Annotated in this window: 10 protein-coding genes; all 10 read left to right on the forward strand. The window is 47.9% G+C overall.

Annotated features, from left to right (window positions below; translation table 11 throughout):
* Positions 1-160: 160 nt before the first annotated feature.
* On the forward strand, positions 161-1,543 hold the full coding sequence (locus NHAL_RS06470; protein ID WP_013032366.1) for a flippase: 1,383 nt from the start codon (positions 161-163) through the stop codon (positions 1,541-1,543).
* Between the two features lie 171 nt (positions 1,544-1,714).
* Entirely contained in the window at positions 1,715-2,623 is a 909-nt protein-coding gene (locus NHAL_RS06475) for a sulfotransferase family protein (RefSeq protein ID WP_049780591.1), read from the forward strand.
* A gap of 11 nt (positions 2,624-2,634) precedes the next feature.
* Complete coding sequence (locus NHAL_RS06480; protein WP_013032368.1) at positions 2,635-3,516, forward strand: sulfotransferase domain-containing protein; 882 nt, start codon at positions 2,635-2,637, stop codon at positions 3,514-3,516.
* Positions 3,517-3,902: 386 nt separating this feature from the next.
* Positions 3,903-5,306: a hypothetical protein gene (locus tag NHAL_RS06485; RefSeq protein WP_013032369.1), complete on the forward strand. Its 1,404-nt coding sequence runs from the start codon at positions 3,903-3,905 to the stop codon at positions 5,304-5,306.
* Between the two features lie 87 nt (positions 5,307-5,393).
* Entirely contained in the window at positions 5,394-6,497 is a 1,104-nt protein-coding gene (locus NHAL_RS06490; RefSeq protein ID WP_013032370.1) for a glycosyltransferase family 9 protein, read from the forward strand.
* Complete coding sequence (locus NHAL_RS06495) at positions 6,494-7,738, forward strand: glycosyltransferase (protein WP_013032371.1); 1,245 nt, start codon at positions 6,494-6,496, stop codon at positions 7,736-7,738. Before NHAL_RS06490 ends, NHAL_RS06495 begins: the two co-directional genes overlap by 4 nt.
* 37 nt (positions 7,739-7,775) lie before the next feature.
* Positions 7,776-9,950 (forward strand): right-handed parallel beta-helix repeat-containing protein, encoded by a 2,175-nt coding sequence (locus NHAL_RS06500; RefSeq protein WP_013032372.1) that lies wholly within the window; start codon positions 7,776-7,778, stop codon positions 9,948-9,950.
* A 13-nt stretch (positions 9,951-9,963) separates the two neighbouring features.
* Positions 9,964-10,833, forward strand: coding sequence for a sulfotransferase family protein (locus NHAL_RS06505; protein WP_013032373.1), 870 nt, complete (start codon positions 9,964-9,966; stop codon positions 10,831-10,833).
* 90 nt (positions 10,834-10,923) lie between these two features.
* Positions 10,924-12,048, forward strand: a complete 1,125-nt coding sequence (gene gmd, locus NHAL_RS06510) for a GDP-mannose 4,6-dehydratase (protein ID WP_013032374.1) — start codon at positions 10,924-10,926, stop codon at positions 12,046-12,048.
* Positions 12,049-12,153: 105 nt separating this feature from the next.
* Positions 12,154-13,380, forward strand: a complete 1,227-nt coding sequence (locus tag NHAL_RS06515; RefSeq protein WP_013032375.1) for a glycosyltransferase family 4 protein — start codon at positions 12,154-12,156, stop codon at positions 13,378-13,380.
* Positions 13,381-13,485: the final 105 nt, after the last annotated feature.

A 13,485-nucleotide genomic window follows, 5' to 3' on the forward strand; every position in this document is an offset into this window, starting at 1 on the left:
GCGGTGCTGGCTTTATTGGCAGCAATATTGTGAATGGCTTGATGGATGGCAGGAAACGGTTCCTGGAATTTATATCCAAGCCTTGGGGCGCAGCATGCTTACCATGGTGATAGCGGGAGAATCCGTGGTGACCTTTTCCCATCAATAGGGTAGGTGATGGATGAATAAGGCGGCGGTCTCTGTAGCAGCGTTCAAGGCCCGGTTTGGGCGGATAGCTGGGTTAGCGAAGAGCAATGGCCTTCGCGCTCAGCTCTTACGTGGCGGTATAGGGAGCATTGCCATCAAGGTTGGCCATACCTTGCTCATGTTGGCGACCACGGTGGTTTTGGCACGAGTGCTCGGGGCCGAGGGGTTTGGTATCTATGCTTATGCTTATGCCCTGGTCCAAATTCTTGGTATTCCCGCACAAATGGGTCTGCCGATCCTCGTCGTGCGCGAGGTTGCAGCCTACCAGGCAAATGCGCAGTGGGGCCTGCTAAAAGGGATATTACGCCGTGCTTTTCAGGCGGTTGGAGTTATAGCTATAGTGCTCGCACTGGCAGGGGGTTCTGTTGCTTGGGTTTTTTCGGAGCGATTCTCACAGGAATATCTCACCACGTTTGCTTGGGCATTGTTGCTCCTACCGCTCATTGCACTCGGCAATCTTCGTGGAGCTGCCTTAAGGGGATTACGTAAGGTAATACAGGGTCAATTGCCAGAGCACGTGCTCCGGCCAGGAGGGTTCCTGCTCTTCCTAGGTGTGGTTTGGCTCCTATTTCCGCAACGGCAGCTAACACCTGCTGATGCCATGCTGATGCATACAGTGGCGACTGGTATGGCATTCGGGGTTGGTGGGTGGCTACTTGTCCGCTCGCTTCCTTGGCAAAGCAAGGAAGCGGCGCCAGCGTATGATACCCGACACTGGCTATCCAGTGCTTTGCCGCTGTCGCTCATCGCTGGTATGCAGATTATCAATAGCCAAACTGACATTATCATGCTAGGGCTATTCCGCGATGCGGAGGAGGTGGGTGTCTATCGTGTGGCTGTGCAGAGTGCAACGTTGGTCGCCTTCGGCTTGCAGGCCATCAATATGGTCATCGCACCCCATTTCTCGCGCCTGTATGCTGCTGGGGACATGGTGCGTCTTCAACGTGTAGTTACCGCCAGCGCTCGTGCCATTCTGTTCACCGCGTTACCTGTTGTTGTGGTATTGATTGTATTTGGCGAGCCGGTCCTGCGACTGGTGTTTGGGGTTGAGTTTGTTTCCGGTTATGCCCCCTTGGCAATTCTCGCCTCAGGACAGTTGGTGAATGCAGCAATGGGTTCGGTGGGATTCCTGCTCAATATGACCGGATATGAACGGAACGTGGCCCGCGGGCTTATGATCGCGGCCGTTACGAATATCGTCCTTAATTTATTCTTGATCCCTCTATGGGGTATGGAAGGAGCTGCCGTGGCGACGGGAGTTACCCTAGTGCTTTGGAACATTCTATTGTGGCAGTCGGTAAGGAAGCATCTGGGGATCAATAGTATGGCTTTTTCTTACAATGGTTTTAAGAATTAGAACAATCCTCTTATCAAAGTGTAAAAATAATTAAGAAAAAATCAATGCAATCATACAGCCAAAATAAAGTCCCAAGATGGGAAAAATACGGTTTAGATCTTGATGATGGTGGGGAATATAAGCCAGGCTTTGGTATATATTGAAGCAATAAAATAGAGCATAAAATTTTAAATGATGAAGCGAGCTAACTTTTTCATTTTGGGCGCACCTAAGTGCGGGACGACATCGCTTGCATCTTGGTTATCGGCACATCCGCAGGTTTTCATGACGAAGCCGAAAGAACCAAATTATTTCAGTAAGGATATTCCGTTTTCTCACCGACCTAGGTCCCTGAGGGAATACGAACAGCTTTTCAAAGCGGTGGAGAGCCAACATCAGGCTATTGGTGAAGCTTCTACTGCCTATTTGCGATCCAAGGAAGCTGTGCCTGCTATCCTTCGGTACAATCCATCCGCTAAATTTATTGTATGTTTGCGTAATCCGGTGGAAATGGTTGCTTCGGTTCATATGCAACTCATAAAGGTGGGGAGAGAAACAGAAATGTCGTTGGAGCAAGCGTGGAAACTTCAGGAGACACGGCGGCATAGTAAAGAAGTATCGCAGGTGTGCTTAGAATCCAACGACTTACTATACGTGAACATTTGCTCGCTTGGTGAACAGATGGAACGGTTGTTTAAGTTGGTATCTCGCGAGCGGGTATTAGTAATATTGTTAGACGATATGAAAATTGATCCGAGGCGAGAGTACCGTCGCGCACTGGATTTTCTTGGAGTAGGGGATGACGGACGCTCTCACTTTCCGGTAGAAAACGCTCGTCAAGTCCCGCGCTATCCCCGCCTGGCCCAAACGCTACGGGCGGTAGGCCTTATGAAAGCATGGATTGGTTTCCGCAAACCTACTGGTATAGGAAAGATGATCCAATCATTGAATAACCAGAAGCCAAAGGACAATACAATTTCACCTGAAATGCAGGCAATATTACAAGAATTTTTCTGCGGAGATATAGAGAAACTGAGCCAATTACTTGGCCGGGATTTGAGCCATTGGACTAGCCAATACGAATGTTCTGCCTACCTGTAGGGGTAAAGTTGATGAAGCGGCCGAATTTTTTTATTTTGGGGGCTCCGAAATGCGGAACGACATCGTTTGCGTCCTGGTTATCGGCGCATCCGGAGATTTTCATGTCGAGCCCCAAAGAACCGAGGTATTTTAATAGGGATTTCCAGTCGTTCTTTCGGCCACGGTCTATAAAAGAATATGAACAACTTTTCGAAGCTGCAGATGAGGGACATTTGGTTGTTGGTGAGGCCACAACAGGCTACCTACACTCCTTAGAGGCCGTACCTGCTATTCTCCAGTACAATGCAGATGCGAAATTTCTGGTGTGTTTACGCAATCCCGTGCATATGGTGCCTTCTCTATACTCGCAAAACTTAAAATCAGGAATAGAAAAAGAATTATCACTAGAGCGGGCATGGGCGCTTCAGAAGGAACGGCGGCGGGGGGTTCTGGTGCCCCGTACGTGCCCTGACCCGAAGCAGTTATTGTACGGCCCTATCTGCTCGCTCGGTGAGCAAATGGAACGGCTGTTTAAGTTGGTATCTCGCGAGCGGGTATTAGTAATATTGTTAGACGATATGAAAATTGATCCGAGGCGAGAATACCGTCGCGCACTGGATTTTCTTGGAGTAGGGGATGACGGACGCTCTCACTTTCCGGTAGAAAACGCTCGTCAAATCCCTCGTTACCCCCGTCTAGCGCAGGGCGTCCGTGTGGCAGCCACTGTTAGAAAGAGATTAGGTATCGGAAAAGGCACTGGTGTGGCTAGTATAGTTCAAAGTTGGAACAACCGGAGGGCAATCAATAACCTGATTTCACCTGAGATGCAGGAGAAATTATGCATATATTTCCGTGATGACGTGGAAAAACTGAGCAAGCTGCTGGGACGTGATCTGACGAGTTGGTTGGCATGAAGTAAGCATGGGCCACCACTTTATTATGTTGCTCGTATTTGCGGTAACTATTGTCGGAACTTTTCTGGCCCATAATTTTTGATACTGTACGTAATGCTTTTTTTATAACTCTGTTGAGGTGCCTTCCTAAACTAGTGAAGGTTGCTTTGTCGTATACCTGCGTAGGCGTAAATCTCATTAAACTTAACAAATAATGTGAAATTGAGAGAGATCTACCTGATCTCAGGGCTATTCCTTCTTTTTTATAACTCTACACTGATTCTCCTTAGATATGGTTTTATAGTTTTTGGTATTCCATCTATGAGAGATGTGGGTATCTAAAAAAATAAATCCATAGAACTAAATCTTCAACGCGAAGTTGGGAAGAAGATTGAGATAAAAATCAAATGAGTAACGGATGGCTTAATAAAGATAGATTCTTGTTGAAAGGAGGCAGGGATAATTTTTTTTCAAATTTATTAACACTTATTTTTCTAGCGCTTTTAAGCTCTTTGTCTGTTGGATGGGTTACTCTTCCGGCCGCAGGCAATATGGAATATTTTAATTTAATTGCAATTATTTTTGTTTGTGTATCATTCTTTTTAGGAAGAGGTAGATTAATTTCCAGCAGTATTGTGGTAGTCCGTAGCAACATAAGCTTGGTGTTATCGGTAACTCTTTATATATTAATTTTGACTGCCACCATTGTGATCAATTTTTACCCTTTGTATACACCTATTACGGTAATGCGGATAGCCTCCTATGGGATATTTGCATTGATCGTAGCTGCTTTCGTTGCTGGGAATCGACTCACAATGAGTTCAATTGCTAGATGGGCGCCCCTTTTTTTGCTGCTGCTTTATGTTTCCTTCATGCTGATGGCAAGTCGTGAAGGGGGTATTAGTTTGGTAGAACCGATACGAGCTACACTGCAAAGTGGCGATCTTAATCATATCACATATGGAATCTTTTACCGTTTAGCGAATATGACTAGTGCAGAGGATGCGGAATTCGGACGTTCTATACGCCATATAACTTCTTCTGCCATTTTTGTCACAGTGACATTATCGGTATATTTTTCATCGTATCGGTTAGGATCTAGAAGTAAGAGTTTTCTTCATCTTTTTGCTATTATTTCTAGTCTCTTATTAATTTTTATTATTTCTAGTCGTGGAGTAATATTGGCCTTAATCCTTTGGGGAATCTTGGTGCTACCGAAGTTTCTTCGGAGGAAAAAAAATCTTATTAGAATGTCTCTTTTAATACCACCGACCATAATAATAGCTATCGTTGGATTTTTTCCATTTATTCAAGCGATATACAATAAATATTTTTTGCAAACTGAATCTTATTCAGGTAGGTTAAGCGGTATATTGGATGCGTTTAATAGAATTGAAGACAATTGGTTAATTGGCGCAGAATTTCCGAACCGGATTCTTAGTGCACATAACATTATTATAGATAGTTGGCAGGGCGCTGGCTTACTGGGGCTTCTAGCAGCAGTTACACTCATGATTGCTCTGGCTTTAAGCCTCCGTAAAATGTTGAAACTCCTTTATCGCCAGCCTAGAGTTGACCTTCGTATCGCCGCTGTTGTGGGTTTTCTTATATTACCTGCCGTGCGCTTTCTCGTAGCCGGCTGGGGGTTATTAAATTTAGCAGAATGGATTTCGCTTGGCCTTGCATGCGGGTTCATGTGCAAGCTTACCTGCACCGGAGTATATTCCTCTTCGCATAAATTAATAGCAATAAATTCCTTGCAATCCCCTCAATCGTTCAATGTAAGCTCATCTGCTTCTGGTAATGGGTAATGGCCGATGTTTTCCATTCTATGGTAATTAGGACCTAAGCCTAGGACCCCTTAAATAGGCAGTCATGCACAACGGATTTCTATCTTTATGAGTCGGCGAATTCTAATATACCGCATTGGTAGTATAGGCGATACGGCCGTAGCGCTACCCGCGTTTCGGCTGGTTGCCCAGACGTTTCCCGATGCGGAGCGGCGCGTGCTCACCAATATCCCCGTAAATACAAAAGCGGCACCGCTGGAAGCGGTTCTGAAAAACACCGGATTGGTGCACGGCTATATGGCCTATCCCCTCAGGACGCGAAATTTTCACAAGCTTGTCAAACTGCGGGGTGAGATTTGCACCTGGAGGCCGGATACCTTGATCTATCTAACCCCACCTCGGGGCCTCTTCAAGGCGTTTCGGGATATGCTCTTCTTCCGGTCTTGTGGGATCAAGAAACTGATTGGCGTTCCTCTGAAACGCGATTTGCAGCAATCCCGGCAATTGGATGGCGGCCATTTTTATGAGCATGAAGCGAGTCGTCTTGGCCGATGCATCTCGACTTTGGGGGAGATTGAACTCGATGATTCGCAGGGATGGCAGCTCGGCTTGACGGCTCAGGAAAGATCCAAGGCACGGGATGTGCTAATGGCTTGGGAAGGCACTGCATCTTTCGCAGCAGTGAGTATCGGCACAAAGGCGGATGTAAATGACTGGGGATCTAATAATTGGAAAGCACTTTTCGACCAGCTGAGCAGACGTTATCCGGACTTGGGGCTTGTGTTAATCGGTTCGCCAGACGAAGCCGATACAAGCGCTGAGACTGGGCATGCTTGGCAAGGACCCGTCTTGAATTTATGTGGTGGTTTGTCACCGCGGGAAAGCGCGGCTGTACTCGAGCAGGCTTCCCTGTTTATGGGACATGATAGTGGCCCGATGCACCTTGCAGCCTCGGTTGGAACACCTTGTGTCGCTGTGTTTAGTGCCCGCAACAAGCCGGGCGAATGGTTTCCTTACGGTAAACAGCATCGAATTATTTATCATCAAATGCCCTGTTTCGGCTGCCGGCTTGTGGTGTGTGAGAAGCACGGGAAAAAATGTATTTATTCCATTGAGGTCTCGGAAGTTCTGGCGGCAGTGGAAGAGATTCTTGCTGGGACGAAGCTTAAGAAGCTTGTTTTCGATCCTGCGCCAATTGAGCTAGTTAAATGATAACCAAGTCCTTACAATTTTCTGCTATTACTACGCAGTTTCAAGAAGGGGTAGCCGAACCGGCAGTTAAGGTTCTGCACGTTGTTGCTAATCTGGACAGCAGCTTTGGCGGTCCTGCGAACAGTGTTCCTCTCCTAAGTAAGCATCTCCGCGATCTCGGCGTTGGTTCGCAGCTCTTTAGCGTTCGGCGTAATCTGCCTGAGAGAAATGAGGTAATCGAGCGTTATAATTTGCCGCACGAAACAGTGCCTGCTCACTTGTTCCCGGGTATTTATTTTAGTAGCGTGATGGGACGGCAACTCCGGCTCAATCTACCCGGCACGATACTCCATTTACATAGTATTTGGCCATATCCGGCCTACGCCACGTTCAGAACATACCTCCAGCAGGATTTTAAGTTGCTGTGCTCTTTGCGTTCCAATCTATACGGCGCATCACTTAAGCGAAGCAAATGGAAAAAATCGCTGGCTTGGAATCTGTTCGTCCGGCGCATGCTGGCTGTATCACACTGTCTCCATGCAACCGAGGAGGGCGAGGTCGAGGCTGTGCGTAGCCTGGGTTTCAAGACACCGGTTGCAATGATTCCGAACGGTGTCGATCTGGAAGCCTTCAAGGCCATGCCATGGTGTGTAGATGCTAAACAGGCGCTTGGCTTAGATCCCACCCGGCGCTATGCACTTTTCCTCTCTCGCGTTCATCCCCGCAAGGGACTCGATCGGCTGGTTGAGTCGTTCATTGCCGTTGCCAAGGAGCATTCTGAGTGGGATTTGCTTATCGTTGGCCCCCATCAGGACGAGTCCTACTTACGAAAAATCAAGGCGAGAATTGACGCCGCTAGGCTTAGCGCCCGGGTCACCATTAAGGGAGAGTTGGTAGGGGACGACAAGCTACGCGCCTACGCAAGCGCAGAGTTATTTGTTTTGCCGACGTTGTTTGAAAATTTTGGCGTGGTGATCGCAGAAGCTATGGCCGCAGGTCGAGCCGTACTTACTACGGTACATACCCCCTGGCCGCAGATTGAACGAGAGCACTGTGGCTGGAGAGTGGAGCTGCAAGGCGGAGAGCTTACTTCGGCGCTTGGGCAAGCCTTCTCGAAGACTACTGCTGAATTAGATGACATGGGCACCCGGGGAAAGGAGGTAGTGGGGCCCTTCACCTGGCAAGTTCAAGCCGAGAAAATGCTTGCGGTTTATCAATGGATCCAGGGTCATCGAGAAGCCCCGGACTATGTGGCAAGGTGAGGCCTAAATAAACGCCACTACCCCTTATTCTTAAAGAATGCAAATTTTAAAGAAATATATGATGCCTGATTTTCGACATTCCTTACCAAAGTACGATATAAACATCATCCTCTATTGCCGGAATTTAGCAGTCGTTGCATTGTGCTTTTTTCTTGCGGCAGGCAGTGTTTCGTCCCAGGTAAAAGAGCAACAAGGCGGGATAGCGGAGGCTGAGGCCCATACGTTTTACGTATCCCCGGCAGGGAATGACGTATTTTCCGGCCGCCGCCCGGCAACGACAAAAGATAAGTCCGACGGACCTTTTCTGACGATTAAGCGCGCACAGGAAGCTGTTCGGAAACTGAAGCAGGATAAAGAGCTTATAAAGCCGGTCGTTGTTTATTTGCGGGAAGGGACTTATGAACTCGAACAGCCCCTGCGTTTTACGCCTTTGGATTCTGGTACGGCACAATTCCCTACTACTTACACCGCTTATCCTGGGGAACGAGCCGTGATTAGTGGGGGGACGGTGATTAAGGGCTGGAAATCTATGGAAGGTCCTTTGTGGCGGGCGCCCTTGCCGACCAAGGTATGGGGTGATGTCCCACCGCGGCAACTCTTCGTCGATGGCAGCCGAGCCGTTCGTGCCCGGGAGCCTGACGACGGTTACTTCTTCTTTGAAGACATAGCAGTTCCCGATAGGCCCGAAGACAAGCTCAACCGTCTTGCCTTTAAGTTCCGAGTGGGACAGTTGCAAGCGGAATGGTCGGATCTGAAGTCCATAGAAGTTGTGAAATTTTTTGGCTGGGATGAGACGAGAAGGCCGGTTGAGCGGATAGATGAGGAGAGCCGTATTATTTATCTGCAAGCGCCGGTTATAAAACGCGCCGATCGCCCTTTAAATTGGTACGGAAAGCGGTTTTATCTCGAAAATTTACATGCGGGCCTGGATGAACCCGGTGAGTGGTATTACGACGAGGATAAAGAAAGCCTGCTTTATTACCCAAAGCAAGGGCAGAATCCGGAAGAAATAGCCTTTGTCATTCCCCGGCTAACACACCTTGTTATTTTCGAGGGGATTCCAAGTAAGCGCTATGTAGAGTACATTGTCCTACGTAATCTTGCGTTTTCCCACGCGGCGGCAGGGGTTTCACGAAAAGGATATGCGAGACAGCAATCCAATATATTCGCACCGGCTGCTATCAGTGCACAGGGCGTTCGCCATCTTGTTTTCCGCAATAACGAGGTTGCACATATTGGTCCCTATGGAATAGAAATTGGAGCAGGCTCTAGCCACAATCAGGTTGTTGCAAACCGTTTTTATGACCTTGGTGGGGGCGGTATAAAAGTTGGTCCCCAAAAATCTTCGAAGAATCTCGCGGAACATTCGAGCCATAATTTGATTACTGACAATACAGTGGAGAATATTGGTCATATATACCTGGCAGCTGCGGGTATTTGGGTGGGTGACAGTGCCTATAATCGGGTGCTCCATAATGAGGTGACCGCGTTGGCAGGGATGGGGATTTCTGTGGGTTGGCATTGGCACGACAAACCGACCGCTACTCATCATAATGAGGTTGCTTATAATCATGTCCACCATATGGGCCGGAAGCTGCTAGGTAGTGGTAGCGGGATTTATACGTTGGGGCGCCAACCCGGAACGGTGATCCACCACAACCTGGTCCATGATGTGAATCGCTACACGGGGGATGCCGATGAAGAAGGTAAGCATCCCGTCCATCCGGCGTTTGGACTTCAGATAGATAATGGTAGCGCAGAAATTACTTTTGAAAACAATGTCATCTATAATGTTCCGGACGCAGCTTATAAGCAACTCGGTGGCCAGTTAGTGGTGCGTAACAACATCTTTGCTTTCGCGGAGGATTATTTGATCCAGCGCAGAAAAGACCAAGGCTCGATGAGTTTCAAGCGAAATATTGTATATGCTGATAACGGCAGGATTTTCGGTGATCAATGGAGCAAGAAGAACGCGGAGATAGATCACAATCTTTACTTCAGTACCGAGCGTCCGCTAGTTTTCGCTGGTAAAACTTTTGCGGAGTGGCAAGGGCAGGGCAGGGATCGCAATTCTCTTATGGTCAATCCGCGCTTCACAAACCCCAAGACCGGAGATTTTTCCCTGCCCACGGACTCCCCGGCTTTTGATATCGGTTTTGAGCCGATTGATCTCTCAACGGTGGGGCCACGTACCAACGACTTTGATAAGTAGCTGGGGAATATGAATGAGTATTGCTGTACCTGAATTTTTATCTCCCGCCTACCCCAACTTTATTTATATTGGTCCCGATAAGGCCGGTTCGACTTGGCTTTATAGAATATTAAAAAAGCATAGCCAAGTTTTTTTGCCGGATGCTAAAGAATTATTTTATTTTGATAAATATTATCACAAGGGGCCAGAGTGGTATTTAAAGCAGTTTAGCACTGCCTCGAGTGCCCATGTCGTTGTAGGCGAAATTTCCCACGATTACCTTTTTTCTACGGATGCATGTAGGCGTATTGCAAAGGATTTACCACATGCAAAGCTGATGGTGTGTTTGCGTGAACCCGTAGACCGTGCATTTTCTTCTTATCTTTATATGGTCAGGCAGGGAAGAGTCAAAGAATCATTTGAAACCGCACTGCAACATGTAGAGGAACTTGTGGATCATGGACGCTATGCCAAGCACCTATCGCACTATTTAGAGCAGTTTTCTCGCGAGCAAATCTATGTGGGCATATTTGATGATTTAAAGTCGGATCCGTTGGGTTTTATGAATGGTATATATGAGTTTCTAGGTATTGATAATTTCGAGTTGCCAGAAGAACTCACAAAAAAAGTGCTTCCAGCAGCAAAACCCCGCTCATTTTGGCTGGCCAGGTTTGCTAAACAGACAGCGTTGTGCATACGTGCAATAGGGCTCCCTGCAGTAGTCTCGCGAATAAAGGAATCCCCCATGGTTTCTCGGATGTTGTATAGCCCCTACACGGAGGAAACTAAGCCCGCTATATCGAATGAAACAAGAAATGAGCTTCGTAATTTATTCTACCCTGAAGTTCGTCGGCTCGATGAACTGATGGAATCGGATCTGTTATATCGCTGGGGTTATCAATGATGGGTAGTTGTATCTCGTAGGAAAGAATCGGCGATCGCTAAAAGGAAATGAAGGAAACGTTTGGGATCATGAGCGAGGAAAAAGAAAGGAATGAAAAAGGCATTAATTACCGGGGTTACGGGCCAGGATGGAATGTATCTGGTCGAGTTTTTGCTGAAAAAAGGTTATGAAATCCATGGTATTAAACGGCGATCTTCTCTTTTTAATACCGACCGCATCGATCACCTTTATCAAGATCCCCATGAATCAGAACGCTATTTTATTCTGCACTATGGAGATTTAACGGATGCCACTAATCTTATCCGGGTTATCCAGGAGGTTCAGCCGGATGAGATTTATAATCTAGCAGCCCAAAGTCATGTGGCGGTTTCCTTTGAAACCCCTGAATACACGGCTAATGCAGATGCCTTAGGGACTCTGAGGTTGTTGGAGGCAATTCGGATTCTGAGAATGGAAGATAAAGTGCGTTTTTATCAAGCCTCCACCTCTGAGTTGTATGGTAAAGTGCAGTCAGTGCCTCAGAATGAAGAGACACCTTTCTATCCCCGCTCGCCCTATGCCGCAGCTAAACTATATGCTTACTGGATCACGGTGAACTATCGTGAAGCTTACGGCATGTATGCTTGCAACGGGATTCTTTTCAATCATGAGTCTCCGGTGCGGGGGGAGACTTTTATCACTCGAAAAATTACCCGCGCCCTGGCGAGAATTGTACTGGGGCTGCAGGATTGCTTATATATAGGTAACCTGGAAGCGCGGCGTGATTGGGGCCATGCACGGGACTACGTAAAAGCCCAGTGGCTGATGTTGCAGCAGGAAGCACCTGATGATTATGTAATTGCCAGTGGTGAGCAGCATTCGGTGCGGGAGTTCGTAGAGCGGGCAGCACAGATTATAGGATTTTCCTTATGCTGGGAAAGTCGCGGGGGAGCTGATGAAGTGGGAGTGGTCGCGGCGGTTGAAGGACAAGCTGCGGAGTATGGTTATATCAAGTCTGGAGATATTATTGTCCGTATTGATCCCCGCTATTTTCGCCCTACTGAAGTGGAAACTCTGCTAGGAGATCCCAGCAAGGCCAGCAAGAGGTTAGGGTGGGAGCCCCAAGTTACTTTTGATGAGTTGGTGCGGGAAATGATAGCGGAGGATTTGCAACTGGCCAAACGGGATGCTTTGGTACGACGTGAAGGTTACCGAGCATTTGATTATTACGAGTAAATGGTATTTCTTCTTTGCGTAGTTAAAGCGCGACAGACCAGAAAACATCCTTCCTTTCGTTCAACCAGAACGGCCATTAACCTATAAATTATAAGATTAACATCTATGCGCATTTTAGTGAACGACTATGCTGGGCACCCCTTTCCTCTTCAGCTTTCCCGAGAACTCGGTGCTAGGGGTCATAGCGTACTCCATACATACTGTGAGTCTGTGCAGGCGCCTCGAGGATCTTTTGAGAAAAAATCGGAGGGTACTATTGAAGTGAGTCCGATTCGCCTCCTTAAGGACTTTGACAAATACAGTACGGTGACTCGCTGGTTGCAGGAAAGGGAGCTGGGGAAAAAACTTGCGGAACGTGTCATTCGATATGCACCGGATGTGGTGGTGTCGGGCAATACGCCCCTTGGTGCCCAATCCCTACTGCTCCGGGAATGTAGACAACAAGGGATTGGCTTTGTGTTTTGGCTACAAGATGTGCTCGGGGTGGGGTACCGCAAAGCATTGCGGAAAAAGATACCCGTTTTAGGGGACTTTGTGGGCCAGGCCTTTGAACGTTATGAACAATGGTTACTGGCACGTTCCGATCGGGTAGTTGCCATTACGGATGATTTTATCTCTTATATGCCAGAGGTGGTTCGACAACGGGATGCGGCCTGTGTGATTGAGAACTGGGCGCCGCTGGACGAACTTCCCCTAGAGCCAAAGCGGAATGACTGGAGCATGGCTCAAGGTCTTGCATCGACGCGGAATTTTATTTATTCGGGTACCCTGGGCCTTAAGCACAATCCGAGTCTGCTGTATGCTTTAGCTAAGGCGACCGCTACTCAGAAAGATGTTCGGGTTGTGGTCATTTCCGAAGGTATCGGCGCGGATTGGTTGGCAGAGAGAAAGCGGGAAGAAGGTTTGAGCAACCTGATCTTACTTCCTTTCCAACCATTTAGTGTTATGCACAAGGTCTTGGCTGCAGGAGAGGTGTTAGTGGCCCTGCTTGAGAAAGATGCCGGTGCTTTTGCCGTGCCCTCTAAGGTATTGACTTATCTGTGTGCGAAACGATCGTTGCTGTTGGCAGTGCCTGCCGAAAACCTAGCCGCGCGCATTGTGCAGATGAGTGGCGCGGGGTGGGCGGTGGAGCCCAATGATAGGGAAGGGTTTGTTACTGCCGGGTTGAAATTACTCGACGACGCCAGGGGACGGGAGCGGATGGCTGCAAAGGGTCGTGCCTATGCGGAGCATACCTTTGACATACATAGGATTACAGACCGATTCGAGGCGATTATTGACATGTCCTATCCATCCGCTTCGGTCGGAGGGTTAAGTGAAATAAGCAGTTAAAGCGACTTTACCTCCCTGCCGCAGGGGAGAGTTAGGGTTTACTAGGTAAGCAAGCACGGCATGATGGGGTGGAGTATTGGGATTATGAGCACATCATGTTAGATT

The organism is Nitrosococcus halophilus Nc 4 (assembly GCF_000024725.1).
Classification (GTDB): domain Bacteria; phylum Pseudomonadota; class Gammaproteobacteria; order Nitrosococcales; family Nitrosococcaceae; genus Nitrosococcus; species Nitrosococcus halophilus.

Coding starts and splice junctions, on each gene's coding strand:
- NHAL_RS06470 (WP_013032366.1), top strand. CDS start 161: ATGAATAAGGCGGCGGTCTCTGTAGCAGCGTTCAAGGCCCGGTTTGGG.
- NHAL_RS06475 (WP_049780591.1), top strand. CDS start 1,715: ATGATGAAGCGAGCTAACTTTTTCATTTTGGGCGCACCTAAGTGCGGG.
- NHAL_RS06480 (WP_013032368.1), top strand. CDS start 2,635: ATGAAGCGGCCGAATTTTTTTATTTTGGGGGCTCCGAAATGCGGAACG.
- NHAL_RS06485 (WP_013032369.1), top strand. CDS start 3,903: ATGAGTAACGGATGGCTTAATAAAGATAGATTCTTGTTGAAAGGAGGC.
- NHAL_RS06490 (WP_013032370.1), top strand. CDS start 5,394: ATGAGTCGGCGAATTCTAATATACCGCATTGGTAGTATAGGCGATACG.
- NHAL_RS06495 (WP_013032371.1), top strand. CDS start 6,494: ATGATAACCAAGTCCTTACAATTTTCTGCTATTACTACGCAGTTTCAA.
- NHAL_RS06500 (WP_013032372.1), top strand. CDS start 7,776: ATGCAAATTTTAAAGAAATATATGATGCCTGATTTTCGACATTCCTTA.
- NHAL_RS06505 (WP_013032373.1), top strand. CDS start 9,964: ATGAGTATTGCTGTACCTGAATTTTTATCTCCCGCCTACCCCAACTTT.
- gmd (WP_013032374.1), top strand. CDS start 10,924: ATGAAAAAGGCATTAATTACCGGGGTTACGGGCCAGGATGGAATGTAT.
- NHAL_RS06515 (WP_013032375.1), top strand. CDS start 12,154: ATGCGCATTTTAGTGAACGACTATGCTGGGCACCCCTTTCCTCTTCAG.